The 15,076-nt window shown below is 69.3% G+C and carries 15 protein-coding genes; 8 read left to right on the top strand and 7 right to left on the bottom strand.

The features are described from left to right. Position 1: 1 nt before the first annotated feature. Genes ACFXI3_RS22690 through ACFXI3_RS22670 form a run of 5 tightly spaced genes read right to left on the bottom strand, consistent with a single transcriptional unit; the run spans position 2 to position 4,809 of the window. The gene (locus ACFXI3_RS22690; RefSeq protein ID WP_378401905.1) at positions 2-1,348 is read right to left on the bottom strand and encodes a serine hydrolase domain-containing protein; all 1,347 of its coding nucleotides are present in this window, start codon (positions 1,346-1,348) and stop codon (positions 2-4) included. Positions 1,349-1,371: 23 nt separating this feature from the next. Continuing rightward, positions 1,372-1,995 carry a response regulator transcription factor gene (locus tag ACFXI3_RS22685; protein WP_344288366.1) on the bottom strand — a complete coding sequence of 208 codons (624 nt, stop codon included), beginning with the start codon at positions 1,993-1,995 and terminating at the stop codon, positions 1,372-1,374. Next, the gene (locus ACFXI3_RS22680; protein WP_378401940.1) at positions 1,992-3,113 is read right to left on the bottom strand and encodes a sensor histidine kinase; all 1,122 of its coding nucleotides are present in this window, start codon (positions 3,111-3,113) and stop codon (positions 1,992-1,994) included. Before ACFXI3_RS22680 ends, ACFXI3_RS22685 begins: the two co-directional genes overlap by 4 nt. Positions 3,114-3,157: 44 nt before the next feature. After that, positions 3,158-3,973, bottom strand: a complete 816-nt coding sequence (locus ACFXI3_RS22675; protein ID WP_344288365.1) for an ABC transporter permease — start codon at positions 3,971-3,973, stop codon at positions 3,158-3,160. Beyond that, complete coding sequence (locus tag ACFXI3_RS22670; protein WP_344288364.1) at positions 3,970-4,809, bottom strand: ABC transporter ATP-binding protein; 840 nt, start codon at positions 4,807-4,809, stop codon at positions 3,970-3,972. The genes ACFXI3_RS22675 and ACFXI3_RS22670 overlap by 4 nt, the downstream gene beginning before the upstream one ends. A gap of 152 nt (positions 4,810-4,961) precedes the next feature. On the opposite strand from ACFXI3_RS22670, the gene ACFXI3_RS22665 reads away from it, so the two are divergent. Further along, a complete protein-coding gene (locus tag ACFXI3_RS22665; RefSeq protein ID WP_378401938.1) occupies positions 4,962-6,668 on the top strand; it encodes an SDR family oxidoreductase in 1,707 nt (568 codons plus the stop codon). Positions 6,669-6,682: 14 nt separating this feature from the next. Further along, positions 6,683-7,264: a TetR/AcrR family transcriptional regulator gene (locus ACFXI3_RS22660; protein ID WP_116203364.1), complete on the top strand. Its 582-nt coding sequence runs from the start codon at positions 6,683-6,685 to the stop codon at positions 7,262-7,264. Between the two features lie 54 nt (positions 7,265-7,318). Here ACFXI3_RS22660 and ACFXI3_RS22655 read toward each other — a convergent pair whose 3' ends face one another. Then, a complete protein-coding gene (locus ACFXI3_RS22655; RefSeq protein WP_344288363.1) occupies positions 7,319-8,458 on the bottom strand; it encodes a citrate synthase 2 in 1,140 nt (379 codons plus the stop codon). A gap of 480 nt (positions 8,459-8,938) precedes the next feature. Between ACFXI3_RS22655 and ACFXI3_RS22650 the strand changes: the two genes are divergently transcribed. The 6 genes from ACFXI3_RS22650 to ACFXI3_RS22625 are packed head-to-tail and all read left to right on the top strand — an operon-like array spanning position 8,939 to position 13,380. Beyond that, positions 8,939-9,241: an urease subunit gamma gene (locus tag ACFXI3_RS22650; protein ID WP_378401902.1), complete on the top strand. Its 303-nt coding sequence runs from the start codon at positions 8,939-8,941 to the stop codon at positions 9,239-9,241. Positions 9,242-9,251: 10 nt separating this feature from the next. Further along, positions 9,252-9,557: an urease subunit beta gene (locus tag ACFXI3_RS22645; RefSeq protein ID WP_344288361.1), complete on the top strand. Its 306-nt coding sequence runs from the start codon at positions 9,252-9,254 to the stop codon at positions 9,555-9,557. Beyond that, the gene (locus tag ACFXI3_RS22640) at positions 9,557-11,278 is read left to right on the top strand and encodes an urease subunit alpha (protein ID WP_378401901.1); all 1,722 of its coding nucleotides are present in this window, start codon (positions 9,557-9,559) and stop codon (positions 11,276-11,278) included. Before ACFXI3_RS22645 ends, ACFXI3_RS22640 begins: the two co-directional genes overlap by 1 nt. Next, entirely contained in the window at positions 11,278-11,964 is a 687-nt protein-coding gene (locus ACFXI3_RS22635; RefSeq protein WP_344288359.1) for an urease accessory UreF family protein, read from the top strand. The genes ACFXI3_RS22640 and ACFXI3_RS22635 overlap by 1 nt, the downstream gene beginning before the upstream one ends. After that, the gene (gene ureG / locus ACFXI3_RS22630) at positions 11,954-12,655 is read left to right on the top strand and encodes an urease accessory protein UreG (protein ID WP_344288358.1); all 702 of its coding nucleotides are present in this window, start codon (positions 11,954-11,956) and stop codon (positions 12,653-12,655) included. The genes ACFXI3_RS22635 and ureG overlap by 11 nt, the downstream gene beginning before the upstream one ends. Next, entirely contained in the window at positions 12,652-13,380 is a 729-nt protein-coding gene (locus ACFXI3_RS22625) for an urease accessory protein UreD (protein ID WP_378401899.1), read from the top strand. Before ureG ends, ACFXI3_RS22625 begins: the two co-directional genes overlap by 4 nt. Here the strand turns inward: ACFXI3_RS22625 and ACFXI3_RS22620 are convergent. Beyond that, entirely contained in the window at positions 13,345-15,021 is a 1,677-nt protein-coding gene (locus ACFXI3_RS22620; RefSeq protein WP_378401897.1) for a purine-cytosine permease family protein, read from the bottom strand. The two genes, ACFXI3_RS22625 and ACFXI3_RS22620, sit on opposite strands and share 36 nt — an antisense overlap. Between the last annotated feature and the right edge of the window lie 55 nt (positions 15,022-15,076).

Here is a 15,076-nt window from a genome sequence, read left to right as displayed (position 1 = left end):
CTCAGCGCCACCCGGTCTCGTCCAGCCCGCCGGGGATAGGCGCGGCTGGGTCGTACGGTGTGCGGCTGAAGATGAACGTCGCGAGGTTGAGGTGGTTCGCCGTCCCGTCCGCGGTGCGGCCGACGGTGAGGGTTTCGCCTGCGTAGTAGCCGTCCAGGCCGATCCAGGTGTCCGGGCCTTCGGGGCGGAAGCGCGAAGCCCGTCCGGCTCCGACGGCCGGGTTCAGCGAGATCAGGCCGTCGCCTTGCACGCGCAGGAAGTACGGCGACGGGCCCCAGTGCCACAGGCCGGTCAGCGCGAGCAGTTCCGGGTCCACAGTGGACGGGAGCCACTCGTCGGGCAGCGTGGGTTCGAGGTCGTCGGTGGTGGTGAGCAGGTCCAGGCAGAGCTGCGTGATGCCGACGCCGCCGGTGGAGTTCGCCAGGCACAGCGCGCCGGTGCCGCTGCGCGGGTCGACCAGGGTCGCGGCGAGGAAGCCGGGCATCGAGCCGGTGTGCCCGGCCAGGTGCCTGCCCTGGTAGCGCACGACCATCAGGCCGAGGCCGAATCCGGTCGACCACACCTCGGTGTCGTCGACGGTGTTCATCGTCCGCATTTCGTCGACCGTGTCGGCGGACAGCACGTCGCCGGTGTGGCCGCCGAGGAACGACGTCCAGCGGCCGAGGTCGGTGATCGTGGACCAGAGCTGGCCGGCCGGGGCCATCGCGCCGGCGTCCGGCCACTTCTCCGGCAGCAGCACGTCGGCGAACGGGTGCACGGCGAATCCCTCGGCGTGCGCGCCTTCCGGGTACGGGGTCGTGCGGTTCATGCCCAGCGGGGTCAGGATTTCGTCGCGCACGACGTCGTACCAAGGACGCTCGCGGTGCCGGGCGACCAGCTCGCCGAGCACGCCGTAGCCGACGTTCGAGTAGTGGAATTTGGAGCCGGGACGCAGCTTCGTCGCACCCTTTTCCAGGCTCGCGACGAGCGCCGCCCAGTCCGCGCCGGGCGCGCGTTCCCACCACTGGCCGGGCGATTCCGACGTCAGGCCGGACGTGTGCGACAGCAGCTGCGCGACGGTGACCGAGCCGAACGCGGTGCCCGGCAGGTGCCGTTCCAGCGGGTCGGTGAGGTCGAGTTTGCCCTCGTCGCGCAGCCGCATGACCGCGGTCGCGATCATCGTTTTGGTGATCGACCCCAGCCGGTACTGCGTGTCGTCGTCCGGGCGCTGGTCGCCGACGCGGCCGCGGGCTCCGGACCAGACGACCTCGCCGCCCCGCACGACAGCGGCGAGCAGGGACGGGGCGCGGCTGACGGACTGCTCCTGCGCGAGCCGTCGGTACAGGGCGAGTTCGGTGGAGTCGAGCATGGGCGTCATTCTGCCCGGGCGGCTCAGCCGAGCAGTTGCCGGTCCAGGGCCGTCGTCACCGCCGCCGTGCGGTCGGAAACGCCGAGCTTCGAGAACACCCGCAGCAGGTGCGTTTTCACCGTCGCCTCGCCGATGTGCAGCTCGCGGCCGATTTCGGCGTTGGTGCGGCCCTTCGCGACCAGCCGCAGCACTTCCACCTCGCGCGCGGACAGCGGCGAGGCCGGCGTCGGGTTCCGCATCCGGTGCACGAGCTTGCCCGCGACCGACGGCGCCAGCACGGTCTCGCCGCGATGCGCGGCCCGGATCGCGCCGGCCAATTCGGTGCGCGACGCGTCTTTCAGCAGATATCCCGACGCGCCCGCCTCGACCGCGCGCAGGATGTCCGCATCGGTTTCGTACGTGGTGAGCACGACGATCCGGCGCGCGGGCGTCTCCTTGAGGATCGCGTGGATCGCGCCGACGCCGTCGAGGCCCGGCATGCGCAGGTCCATCAGGATGACGTCGGGCTGTTTCACGCGGTCCAGCGCCACCGCTTCGTCGCCGGAACCGGCTTCGCCGACCACCGTGAGGTCGTCCTCGGCTTCGAGCATGCCGCGCAGTCCTTCGCGCACCACGGGATGGTCGTCGACGAGCATGATCGTGATCACGCGGGCACCTCCAGTTCCAGTTCGGTGCCGCCGTTCGCGCCGGTCCGCACTTCCAGGGCGCCGCCCACCTGCTCGGCCCGCGAACGCATGCCGCGCAGCCCGAATCCTGTTCCGTCGGCGTCCGGGGTGAAGCCGCACCCGTTGTCGGCTACCCGCAACCGTATCGCTCCGTCCACAGCGGACAGCTGTACGCGGACGAGCGTCGCACCCGAATGCTTGCGTACGTTCGACAGCGCCTCTTGCGCCGCGCGCAGCAGCACCACTTCGACCGCAGTGGACAGTGGTGGCAGCGCTTCGTCCACTTCGCACTCAACCGGGATGCCTAGTTCCTCGGCGAGCCGATCTGCCTGACGCTGCACGGCTTCCGGCAGCGATCCAGTGGCCAAATCGGACGGTGCGAGCGCGGCGACCATCGCGCGCGCCTCGGCGAGATTCTCCCGCGCGGTACGGCCCGCGAGGGCGAGATGTCTGCGCACTGTGGACAGATCAGTGTCCAGTTCGGACTCGATCGCCTGGGTCAGCGTGATGATGCTGGTGAACCCCTGGGCGAGGGTGTCGTGGATTTCCCGCGCCAGCCGCTCGCGTTCGGCGGCCGTGCCCGCTTCCCGAGACAGCCGGGCGACCTCGGCCTGGCTCGATTCAAGTTCGCGGATCAGCTCGGCGCGGGCGCGGCTCTGCTGCAGGACGTCGCTGGTGAACTTCCCGGCCAGCACGCTGAAGACGATGAGAATCGCGGTCATCGGCAGCAGGACCGACAGCAACTGGTTGTCCCAGCCGCCGTTCACCACCGCGGAGACGGGTTCGAGCAGGATCAGCAACGTCGTCGCGACGATCCCGGGGCGCAGCTCCAGCAGCATGAACACCAGCGGGCAGGCGAGGAACAACACGAAGCTCGCCGCGGTGGTCGCGAGAATGGCGGTGGCGCTCAACGCGATCAGCGCCACCGCCGCGACGACCCGGGTGGTCTCGTTGTCCTCGCCGTGCACGACGCGCCGTCCCGCGGCCAGATACCCGGCGGCGATCGCGCCCAGCGCGGCTTCGGCCACGATCTTCGCGGTTGCCGAACCGTCGTTGATGAGCACCAGGACCGCGGTCGCCACGTAGGCGACCGCGAACATCACTTCCCAGGACCAGTACGAGCGCTCCCACGCGTCGGCCTGGGTCACTTCGCTTCGTTCGTCCACCGGAACGTCACCCTCGCGAGCACCAGGCCCACCACGCACCACACCGCCAGCACCAGCGCCACCTTCGGAAGCTCCCATGTCCCCGCCATCTCCTGGGTCGCGGCCTCCGGCGGCAGGAACACCGAGCGGAAGCCCTGGCAGATCCATTTCAGCGGGAAGAACGACGCGACGTCGACCATGATCCTCGGCAGGTGCGTGATCGGCGTGACGAACACCCCGGAGATGAACTGCAGCACCAAGTACACCAGCTGCACCAGCGCCACGGTTCCGGTCGCGGACCGGGCGACCGAGCTGATCGCGATGCCCAGCAGCGTCGAGGAGACGATCCCGAGCAGCAGCACCCAGACCAGGGTCAGCCACTTCGCCGGGTCGGACGGCAGTTCGAGCCGGAACATCAGCATCGCGACCGCGCCCATCAGCACGGTCTGCGCCACGCTGGTCACCGCGACCATCACCATCTTGCCGACGAAGTACGCCGCCGCCGGCATCGGCGTGCCGCGCAATCGTTTCAGCGCACCGATTTCCCGGTCCGCCGCGATGCCGATGCCGACGCTGTTGAACGACGTCGACACGATGCCCGCGCCGATCATCCCGGCGGCGAGCAGCTGCCCGGACGACACCCCGGTCTGCGCGGTCGGGCCGTCGAGGATGGAGCCGAGCAGGATCATCAGCACCGCGGGCAGCGAGAAGGTGAACACCACCTGCTCGCGGTTGCGGAAGAACTGCCGCAATTCGAGCGCGCCGCGGGCGAGGCCGAGGCTGAACGTGCCCGGTACGGCCATGGTCGTGGTCACGGTTTTTCCCCGATCAGGTCGAGATAGACGTCTTCCAGGCTGGGGCGCGTCACGGTGAGGCCGGCGAGTTCCCCTTGCGCGCCGGCGAGTTGCGAGACGAGCTTCGTCGGGAACTGCGTGCGTTCCTCGTGACTGCCGCGATCGTCCTGCCACCGCACGACGGCCTCGGCGCGTTCGCGGCCGCCGAGCGTCGCCGGCGTCCCCTCCGCGACGACCGAACCTCGGGCAAGCACCGCGAGCCGGTCGGCCAGCGCTTCGACCTCGTCCAAGTAATGCGTGGTCAGCAGGATCGTGGTGCCCTCGTGGGCGAGCCCGTCGATCAGCGCCCAGAACTGCCGCCGCGCCTCGGGGTCGAATCCGGTGGTGGGCTCGTCGAGGAACAGCAGTTCCGGACGGCCGACGATGCCGAGCGCGACGTCCACGCGGCGGCGTTGCCCGCCGGACAGCGACTTCACCCGCGCGCCCGCCTTCGCGGTGAGGCCGACCTGGTCGATCACCTCTTCCGGATCCCGCGGGTTCGGGTAGTACTTCGCGAAGTGCCGCACGGTCTCCGCGACGGTCAGTTCCGCCGCGTCGGTGGCCGTCTGCAACACGATGCCGAGGCGGGCGCGCCACGCGCGTCCCGCGGTACCCGGGTCCTCGCCGAGGACAGCGGCTTCCCCCGCCGTTCGCCGCCGGTGCCCCTCCAGGATCTCGACGGTGGTCGTTTTGCCCGCGCCGTTGGGCCCGAGCAGGGCGAACACCTCGCCGTCGTGGATGTCGAGATCGATCCCGGCCACGGCGAGGTGGCCCGGGTACTCCTTGCGCAGTCCGCGCACTCGCACTGCTGTGCTCATGTCGTCAAGAGTGCGCCGCGAAGGCCGGTGAGCGGGACGTCCGGGCAGTGGAATCCGGCTGTCCACCGAACGGTGGACACGCTGGTTTCCCGTGGAACCACGCGACTCGCTGTTGACAAGTTGTCTAACATGACAAGATGTCTCACAAGCAGGTGACTGCCAGCGACGGAGTCCGCCTTTCGGTCCGGGTGAGCGGCAACCCGGACGGGCCCACAGTCGTGCTCGTGCACGGGTACCCGGACAACAGCTCGATGTGGGACGGCGTCGCCGAGGAGCTGCGCCGCGAGCATCGCGTGGTCGTCTACGACGTGCGCGGCGCGGGCGAATCCGACAAACCGCGAGCGCGCCGGGCGTACCGGCTCGATCAGCTCGCCGACGACCTCGCCGCGGTGGTCGACGAGGTGCAGCCGGCCGGCAAGGTCCACCTCGTCGCGCACGACTGGGGTTCGATCCAGGCCTGGCACGCGGTCACCGGCGACCGGCTGCGCGGCCGGATCGCTTCGTACACCTCGCTTTCCGGGCCCAGTCTCGATCACGCGGGCGCGTGGTTCCGCGACCAGCTGACCCGGCCGACGCCGCGTCGCCTCGGGCACGCGTTGCGGCAGTTCCTGCACTCGTATTACATCGTCGCGTTCCAGGTTCCGTTGATCCCGGAACTGTTGTGGCGCACCGGAATCATGCGCACGATGATCCGGAAGCTGGAGCCCGCCGAGGCGTCGCCGAAGACGGCCGACGGGGTGCACGGCCTGAAGCTGTACCGGGCGAACATGGGGCCGCGGCTGTCTCGGCCGCAGCCGCGTCCGGCGGAAATCCCGGTGCAGGTGCTCGCGCCGACCGGCGATTCGTATGTCACCGCGCCGCTGCAGACCGAGGTCGAACGCTGGGTGCCGGATCTGCATGTCCGGCGCGTGATCGGGTCGCACTGGATCACCCGGACTAAGCCCGCGGTGGTTGCTTCCGCGGCCGCTGAACTGATCGCTTCGGTGGAAACCGGCGAGGAAACCCGTGCACTGCGTCGCTCTCGGGTCGGCGGTTCCAGCGGTCGCTTCGCGCACCGCCTCGTGGTCATTACTGGTGCGGGCAGCGGGATCGGCCGGGAGACCGCGCTGGCGTTCGCGGCCGAGGGTGCTGACGTGGTCGTCAGCGACATCAACGGCGATTCGGCCGCGGAAACCGCGAAACTGGTGCGGGAGCGCGGAGTCGACGCCGGTGAGTACACAGTGGACTCTTCGGACGGCGAGGCGGTCGCCCGGTTCGCCGAGCAGGTTCGCGATGAATTCGGCGTGCCGGACATCGTGGTGAACAACGCCGGGATCGGCATGTCCGGCCCGTTCCTCGACACGACGATCGAGGACTGGGAGAAGGTCGTCGACGTCAACCTGTGGGGCGTGATTCATGGGTGCCGCGCGTTCGCGCCGATGATGAAGGAACGCGCCGAGGGCGGGCAAATCGTGAACCTCGCATCGGCGGCGGCCTATCTGCCCTCAAAGATTCTCACCGCTTACGGCACCACGAAGGCGGCTGTTCTGGCGCTGAGCAATGGCCTGCGTGCGGAGCTGGCGGCCGAGGGAATCGGTGTCACAGCGGTGTGTCCGGGACTGGTGAATACCAACATCACCAGCACCACCAAGTTCGTCGGTGTGGACGAGGTCGAGGAGAAGCGGCGGCAGAAGGAATCGTCGAAGCTCTACGCCCGGCGCAATTTTGGTCCGGAACGAGTGGCGCGCGACATTCTGCGGGCGGTGGAGAAGAACGTCGCGATCCAACCGTCCACTCCGGAAGCGAAGGTCGCGCTGGTCCTTTCGCGACTGACCCCGGGTTTGCTGCGGGCGGCGGCGAAACTGGACGTCACGCCGTGAGCCGTCCGCGCCGGATGACCGCGCAGGCCCGGCGGGACGACCTCATCGCGGCGGCGCTGGACCTGTTCGGCACCCGCGCACCGGAATTGGTCACGGTGGACGACATCGTGGCCCGTGCCGAGGTGTCGCGGCCGTTGTTCTACCGGTATTTCCCGAGCCTGCGGGAATTGCAAATGCAGGCATTGCGGACGGTTACCGACGGCCTCGTCGACCGGCTCGCCACGCTTGAGGAAGGCCCGCCGGAGGAACGGCTGCGCGCGGCCGTACGCGGTCTCGTCGATGTCGCGGCGCATTACCGTGAGGGCTACGTTGCGTTGCTGCGCAGCGGTTCAGTCATCGCCACGTCGGAAACGGACGCGGCGATCGACGAGGTCCGCAACCGGGCCGTCGAGCTGATTCTGGAAGCGCTGCCGATCCCCGAACCGTCGCCGTTGGTGCTGCTCACACTGCGCTGCTGGACCGCCGTGGTCGAGGGCGCTTTGCTGTCGTGGCTGCAGGAAGGCACCGTCCCGCGCGAAACGCTGGACGGCTGGCTCGTCGATCAGCTCACCGCGATGCTCGCCGCCACCGACGCGCACCTGGCCAAAACGCCGTGAAGGACTCCTTGAGGGAATCAGATTCCCTCAAGGAGTCCTTCACGGACAAACGGCTCAGGCCTGCGAGATGAGGTTCCAGCCCTCGACCTCGGAAGGCGTGCGCGGGCCCGGGCCGACGTACTTCGCCGACGGACGGACCAGGCGGCCGGTCTGCTTCTGCTCCAGGACGTGCGCCGCCCAGCCCGCGGTGCGCGCGGAGGAGAACATCGCCGGCATCATGTGCGGCGGCACCTTCGCGAAGTCCAGGATCACCGCGGCCCAGAACTCGACGTTCGTTTCGATCGGGTGGTCCGGACGGCGTTCGCGCAGCTCGGCCAGCGCGGCCTGCTCCAGCGCGGCGGCCACCTCGTAGCGTTCGGCGCCCAGTTCCTTGCAGGTGCGGCGCAGCACGCGGGCCCGCGGGTCCTCCGCGCGGTACACGCGGTGGCCGAAGCCCATCAGCCGCTCCTTGCGGTCGAGGATGCCCTTGACCAGCGCGCGGGCGTCACCCGAGCGCTCGACCTCCTCGATCATCGGCAGCACGCGCGCCGGGGCGCCGCCGTGCAGCGGGCCGGACATCGCGCCGATCGCGCCGGACAGCGCCGCCGCGACGTCCGCCCCGGTGGAGGCGATGACGCGCGCGGTGAAGGTGGAGGCGTTGAGGCCGTGCTCGGCGGCGGAAACCCAGTACGCGTCGACCGCCTTGACGTGCGCCGGGTCCGGTTCGCCGCGCCAGCGGATCATGAACCGCTCGGTGATCGACTTCGCCTCGTCGACCCGCGACTGCGGCACCGCGGGCTGGCCGATGCCGCGCGCGGACTGCGCGACGTAGGACAGCGCCATCACCGAAGCGCGGGCGAGCTGGTCGCGCGCGTCGGCGTCGGTGATGTCGAGCAGCGGGCGGTAGCCCCAGATCGGGGCGAGCATGGCGAGCGCGGCCTGGACGTCGACCCGCACGTCGCCGGTGTGCACCGGAAGCGGGAACGGCTCGGCGGGCGGAAGCCCGTGCCCGAACCGGCCGTCGACCAGGAGGCCCCATACGTCGCCGAAGGTCACCTTTCCGGCGAGGTCCTCGATGTCGACGCCGCGGTAGCGCAGTGCACCGCCGTCCCGGTCGGGTTCGGCGATTTCGGTCCGAAACGCGACGACGCCTTCGAGGCCAGGCCGGAACCCGTCGTCTGCTTCGTTGGTTGTGCTGATCGTGGAGGTAGTCACTCTTCGCGAACCCTTTCGATGCGCATTCCCCGGCTGTGTTGTGCACGCGCGGACGGGATACACGCTGGCTCCTGGCGCGCCTCATCGCACGGTGGGACAAACCATGCTCCCTTTACCCGGCTGAGGCAACGGAAGAAGTCGTGGTTTCGGTCACGATTACGAGAACGATTCAGTCCAGGTGAGCCGGGGACGCCACTTTCTCCCGTCCAGTGAGGTGACCGCAGACTGGTACCCGGGTGGACGGGAGGTGAATCCCGGCTTGCCGAGGCGGGCGGAGGTCACGCTCGGTGAGCGGGGCGAGCACCGGGCGTCCGCCGGGAGTGGCAAGCCGCGGCCGGGCGGAAATTGCGGAATCCTCGCCGGCGCGTTCCCGGCTTGTCCGAATTCTTTTCGAGTTCGGTGAACGGGCGCGGTCCGCGCCACGTAAACACTGCGTTTCCGAAGCAGGCGGAGCGCGCCCTCCGGTGGTAGACCTTGGCCATGCACCTGAGCCCGCAGGAACGCGACAAACTGCTGGTCCATGTCGCGGCGGATGTTGCTCGCAAACGGCTCGAACGCGGTGTCCGGCTCAATTACCCCGAAGCCGTCGCGCTGATCACCGACTACGTCATCGAGGGCGCCCGCGACGGGCGCACGGTCAGTGAATTGGCCGCGGGCGGGCGCACCGTGCTGACGCGGGCGCAAGTACTCGACGGGGTGCCGGAAATGGTGGAATCCGTGCAGGTGGAAGCGACTTTCCCGGACGGCACGAAGCTCGTCACGGTGCACGAACCGATCGGTTGAGGAGGAATTCTTGCGGCCAGGCGAGATCATTCCCGGCGACGAGCCGGTGCCGCTGAATCCGGGGCGTGCCCGGGTCCGGCTGCGCGTGCGCAACCTCGGTGACCGGCCGGTGCAGGTCGGGTCGCATTATCACTTCGCGGCGGTCAATCCCGGCCTGGAGTTCGATCGCGCAGCGGCTCGCGGGCATCGGCTCGACGTGCCCGCCGGGACCTCGGTGCGGTTCGAGCCGGGCATCGACCGGGAGGTCGACCTCGTGCCGCTCAGCGGAAACCGGCGGGTGCCGGGGCTGCGCGCCGAATACGCCGGGGAGTTCTGATGCCGGAGATCGACCGCGCCCGTTATGCCGAGTTGTTCGGCCCGACGGCCGGGGACCGGATCCGGCTCGCGGACACCGACCTGCTGATCGAGGTGACCGAGGACCGGTCGATGGGTCCTGGCGGCAGCGGCGACGAGGTGCTTTTCGGCGGCGGCAAGGTGATCCGCGAGTCGATGGGCCAGGGCATGGCCACCCGCGCCGAAGGAGCGCCGGATCTGGTGATCACCGGTGCGGTGATTCTCGACCACTGGGGTGTCGTCAAGGCGGACGTCGGCGTCCGCGACGGCCGGATCGTCGGCATCGGCAAGGCGGGTAATCCGGACACCATGGACGGTGTCGATCCGGCGCTGGTGATCGGGCCGTCGACGGAAGTGCTGGCGGGCAACGGGAAGATCCTCACCGCGGGCGGCATCGACTGTCACGTGCATTTCGTCTGCCCGCAGCTGGTGGACACCGCGCTCGCGGCCGGACTGACCACTTTGGTCGGTGGCGGCACCGGGCCGAACGAGGGCACCAAGGCGACCACGGTGACTCCCGGTGCCTGGAACCTCGGCCGGATGCTGTCCGCAATGGACGGACTGCCGGTGAATGTGTTGCTGCTGGGCAAGGGAAACACCGTCCGGCACGAGGCGCTGCGGGAGCAGTTGGCCGCCGGGGCGGGCGGGTTCAAACTGCACGAGGACTGGGGATCGACGCCGGCCGCGATCGACGCTTGTCTCACGGTCGCGGACGAATCCGGTGTGCAGGTCGCGATCCACACCGACACTTTGAACGAGGCCGGGTTCCTGGAGTCCACTGTGGAGGCGATCGGCGGCCGGTCGATCAACGCCTATCACACCGAGGGGGCCGGCGGCGGGCACGCGCCGGACATCATCGAGGTGTCCGGGATGGCGAACTTCCTTCCGTCGTCGACGAATCCGACCCGGCCGCACACCGTCAACACTCTCGACGAGCACCTCGACATGCTGATGGTGTGCCACCATCTGAACCCGTCGGTGCCCGAGGACCTCGCGTTCGCGGAAAGCCGGATCCGGCCGAGCACGATCGCCGCCGAGGACGTCCTGCACGACCTTGGTGCGATCTCGATGATGAGTTCCGATTCGCAGGCGATGGGCCGGATCGGCGAGGTGATCATCCGAACCTGGCAGACCGCGCACGTGATGAAAGGCCGCCGTGGCGCGCTTCCCGGCGATGGTACAGCCGACAATCTGCGTGCCCGCCGCTACGTCGCGAAGTACACGATCAACCCGGCGATCGCACACGGGATGGACGCGGAGATCGGTTCAGTCGAGGTCGGCAAACTCGCCGATCTTGTTCTGTGGGAACCGAAATTCTTCGGCGTGCGCCCGCATATCGTGCTGAAAGGCGGCTTCCCGGCGTGGGCGGCGATGGGGGACGCGAACGCTTCGATCCCCACGCCGCAGCCGGTGCTCGCACGGCCGATGTTCGGTGCCGCACCTGCCGTGGCGGCCGCGTCCAGCTTGCATTTCGTGGCTCCGGAAGCGTTGGATTCCGGGTTGTCAGAACGATTCCGCCTCACCCGGCCATTGGTTCCGGTCGCCAATACCCGCCGCCGGACGAAAGCGGACATGGTGCTGAACGACGCGACCCCGGCGGTGCGAGTGGACCCGGACAGCTTCGCGGTGCGCGTGGACGGCGAGCTGATCGAACCGCATCCGGTGGCTGAATTGCCCATGGCGCAGCGGTATTTCCTGTTCTGATGGACCCGGTCGCACTCATCCTCTCGGACTCCCGGTTCCCCGGTGGCGGACACGTGCATTCCGGCGGCCTCGAAGAAGTGGCGGCACGCGGCCTGGTCCGGTCCGAACGCGACTTGCCGGGGTTCCTCTTTGGACGGTTGCGTACTGCGGGGCTCCTCGCCGCCGCGTTCGCCGCTGCCTCAGCGCATGCTGCCGCCCGAACCGTCGAGAGTGTCCATTGGCGACGGCTCGATCAGGAACTCGACGCCCGCACGCCGTCGCTCGCGCAACGGGAAGCGTCGCGAGCGCAGGGCCGGGGCACGGCGCGAGCCGGACGTGCCGCGTGGCCTTCGTCAGTGCTGTCGCAGCTGCTGGCCGAAACCCCGCGCCCGCATCATCCGATCATCAGCGGCGCGCTCGTCGGGATCGGTGGCGGCAGTCCGTTCGACGCGGCCATGGCGGTCGCCTACCTCGCCGTGAGCGGCCCGGCGAGCGCGGCCGTACGGCTGCTCGGGCTGGATCCGTTCGCCGTGAACGCGGTGGTCGCGCGGCTTGCCGGGCCGTTGCGCGAAGTCAGCGGACAGGCCGCCGAGACCGCCGGTGCCGATCCGGCCGATTTGCCAGCACCAGCGTCGCCGGCGCTGGATTTGTTCGCCGAGGAACACACTCGGCATCACCAGGAAGAGGTGCGTCTCTTTGCCAGCTGAACACGGTCACGGGCACTTCCACGCGGTCAACTTCGACCCGACTGCCGCCGAACCGGACCACTACGACGCGGCCCCGACCGCCGGGCGGGCGTATCGGATCGGCATCGGCGGCCCGGTCGGCAGCGGCAAGACCGCGCTCACCGCCGCGTTGTGCCGAGCGCTGGGCGGCGAATACAACCTGGCCGTGGTCACCAACGACATCTACACCACCGAGGACGCGGACTTCCTGCGCCGAGCAGGCGTTCTCGACCCGGAACGGATCGAGGCGGTGCAGACCGGAGCCTGCCCGCACACCGCCATCCGCGACGACATCACCGCGAATCTCGACGCGGTGGAAAAGCTGGAGGAGAAGTTCCCCGGCCTGGAATTGGTCATCGTGGAAAGCGGCGGCGACAACCTGACCGCGGTGTTCAGCCGCGGACTCGCCGACAGCCAGATCTTCGTGGTCGACGTCGCGGGCGGGGACAAGGTGCCGCGCAAAGGCGGGCCCGGCGTCACGACGGCCGACTTGCTGGTGATCAACAAAACCGACCTCGCCCCGCTGGTCGGCGCCGACCTGACCGTGATGACCTCGGACGCCCACCACATGCGCGGCGAGCTGCCGGTGTTCGCCCAGTCCCTAGTGGACACTCCGGACGCTCCCGCCGTGGCGGACTGGGTGCGCTCGCTGGTGCCGGTCCGGCAGGGGTGAAGGCGCACGCGCGCCTGGTCGCTGTCCTCGACGACGGGCGGACGGTGCTGCGGGAACTGAAGTCGATGGCACCCCTGACGCTCGTCCCGCGCCGCCAGCGCAGCTCCGGCGCGATGGTGCACCTGGTCAACTCGGCCACCGCGCCGCTCGGCGGCGATGAGCTGCGGCTAGAGATCCGAGTCGGGCCTGGTGCGGAGCTGAAGCTGTCCGGCGTCGCGGCGACCCTCGCGCTGCCCGGTCTGCGCGAGGTGCCGAGTTTGTCCACTGTGGAGATCGTCGTCGAGGACGGCGGTTCGTTCGAGTATCTGCCGGAGCCGACCGTCGTCACCGCCCGGGCCGACCACGTCGCCGTGCTGCGTGCCGACCTGGCTGCTGATGCGTGGTTCCACACCCGGGAGGTGCTCGTCCTCGGCCGGGAGGGCGAGCGTCCGGGCCGGTTGTCGTCGACAGTGCATGTGACCTGCGGCGACGTCCCGGCACTCCGGCAGACGCAGACCGTCGGCGACCCGGCCTTGGACGCGAGCCTCGCGGTGCTGGCCGGCCACCGGGTGCTGGTGACAGAGATCGAGTTCGGCGGTCCGCCGCGGCGAGCGGAGTCCGGACCGTGGTGGTCGCGGACCCCGCTCGCCGCGGGCGGCACGCTGACGACCGCGGTCGGTCCGGACGTGGTGACCGCGTCGAGATTCGGTTTAGCCGGCGGTGCGGAAAGTCGGCTCGGGCAGTGAGACCGGGCCGGCTGTGCGGCACATGTCGTGGCAGCTGCTGTCGAGTGTGCAGCACAGCGAGCAGATCGCGCCGCCCTGGTTGGCGCAGTCGGCGATGTCGGGCAGTTCGTAGGCGTCGCCGCAGACCGAGCAGTTGTGCGTCGCGGTCGGGTCCTGGTCGGCTTCAGGGCCGGAAACGAGGTTGGGCCGCACCAGGTAGTACCGGCCGCGGGTGGCCGCCGCGAGCACCGGCACCAGGGCGACGGCGATCACCAGCGCCAGCAGCGGGCTGAAGGCCGCCAGGTATTCGCCGAACGCGCCGAAGTACGCCGCGATCGACACCGCGGAAGCGATGACCATGGCGCCGAAGCCGACCGGGTTGATCTTGTGCAGGTAAGCCCGCTTGAATTCGATGTAGCGCGGGGAAAGGCCGAGCGGTTTCGCGATCACGAGGTCCGCGCACACCGCGCCGATCCAGGCGATCGCGACGTTCGAGTAGAAGCCGAGGATCTTGTTCAGGAAACCGAACGCGCCGAACTCCATCAGCGCGAGCGCGATCCCGCAGTTGACCAGCACGTACCAGGCGCGGCCCGGGTGGCGGTGCACTACGCGGGAGAAGAAGTTCGCGAACGACAGCGAGCCGGAGTACGCGTTCGTCGTGTTGATTTTGATCTGCGAAACCACCACGAACAACGCGGCGAAGGTGAGCGCGGCCGGTCCGAGCGCGGGCCGCACCGCCTCGAGATAGGGCGCGATCGGCTCCAGCGCCGCGGTCTTGCCGACCGCCCCGAGCGCGAGGAAGGCCAGCAGGGCGCCGCCGATCTGCTTGGCCGCGCCGAGCACCACCCAGCCTGGCCCGGCGGCGAGCACCGCGGCCCACCAGGAGCGCTTGTTCTCCGCCGTCTTCGCCGGCATGAAGCGCAAGTAGTCGGCCTGCTCGCCGATCTGCCCGATCAGCGACAGCGCGATGCCCATCCCGAACCCGAAACCGACCGCGGAGAATCCGGAACCCGCGCCCTCGATGCCGCCGAACGTCGCGAAATCGGCGAATCGGCCGGGTTCCCGCACAAGCACGACGACGAACGGCAGTACCAGCCCGGCGATCCAGATCGGCTGCGTCCAGGTCTGCATCTTCGCGACCGCGCCCATCCCGTAGAGCGCGAACGGCAGCACGATCAGCGTCGCCAGCAAGTAGCCGATCGGCAGCGGAATGCCGAGTGCCAGCTGGAACGCCTGACCCATGATCGAGCCTTCGAGGGAGAAGAAGATCACGGTGAAACTGGCATAGACGAGCGAGGTGAGGGTGGACCCGAAGTAGCCGAATCCGGCGCCGCGGGTGAGCAGGTCCATGTCCACGCCGTAGGTCGCGCAGGCGCGCGCGATCGGTACGCCGGTCACGAAGATCACCACCGCGGCGGCCAGGATGGCGAGGACTCCTGAGGTGAAGCCGTAGGACAGCACGATGCTGGCGCCGATGGCGAAGTCGGCGAGGTAGGCGATCCCGCCCAGCGCGGTCGTCGCGACGACGAACGGCGACCAGCGCCGGAACGATTGCGCGGCGAAGCGCAGCGAGTAGTCCTCGCGGTTTTCATTGGCGGCGAGCGCGGCGTAGGTGCGTTGTGGCTTTCGCGTGTCGTCGCGTTCGGACAGAGTTTCGGTCATCTGGCCTGCCTCCGTAGCTGGGGACGGGTGCCGGAGCAGGTCGAAAGGTAGGTGC

The sequence above is a fragment of the Amycolatopsis sp. NPDC059235 genome (genome assembly GCF_042754125.1).
Classification (GTDB): Bacteria; Actinomycetota; Actinomycetes; order Mycobacteriales; family Pseudonocardiaceae; genus Amycolatopsis; species Amycolatopsis albidoflava.
The sequence above is the reverse complement of the archived record's forward strand: the minus strand, read 5'-3'. Positions and strand labels throughout refer to the sequence as shown.

Coding starts and splice junctions, on each gene's coding strand:
- ACFXI3_RS22680 (WP_378401940.1), bottom strand. CDS start 3,113: ATGTTCGCGGTCGCCTACGTGGCGACCGCGGTCCTGGTGCTCATCAAC.
- ACFXI3_RS22660 (WP_116203364.1), top strand. CDS start 6,683: ATGACCGCGCAGGCCCGGCGGGACGACCTCATCGCGGCGGCGCTGGAC.
- ACFXI3_RS22670 (WP_344288364.1), bottom strand. CDS start 4,809: ATGAGCACAGCAGTGCGAGTGCGCGGACTGCGCAAGGAGTACCCGGGC.
- ACFXI3_RS22640 (WP_378401901.1), top strand. CDS start 9,557: ATGCCGGAGATCGACCGCGCCCGTTATGCCGAGTTGTTCGGCCCGACG.
- ACFXI3_RS22635 (WP_344288359.1), top strand. CDS start 11,278: ATGGACCCGGTCGCACTCATCCTCTCGGACTCCCGGTTCCCCGGTGGC.
- ACFXI3_RS22690 (WP_378401905.1), bottom strand. CDS start 1,348: ATGCTCGACTCCACCGAACTCGCCCTGTACCGACGGCTCGCGCAGGAG.
- ACFXI3_RS22620 (WP_378401897.1), bottom strand. CDS start 15,021: ATGACCGAAACTCTGTCCGAACGCGACGACACGCGAAAGCCACAACGC.
- ACFXI3_RS22650 (WP_378401902.1), top strand. CDS start 8,939: ATGCACCTGAGCCCGCAGGAACGCGACAAACTGCTGGTCCATGTCGCG.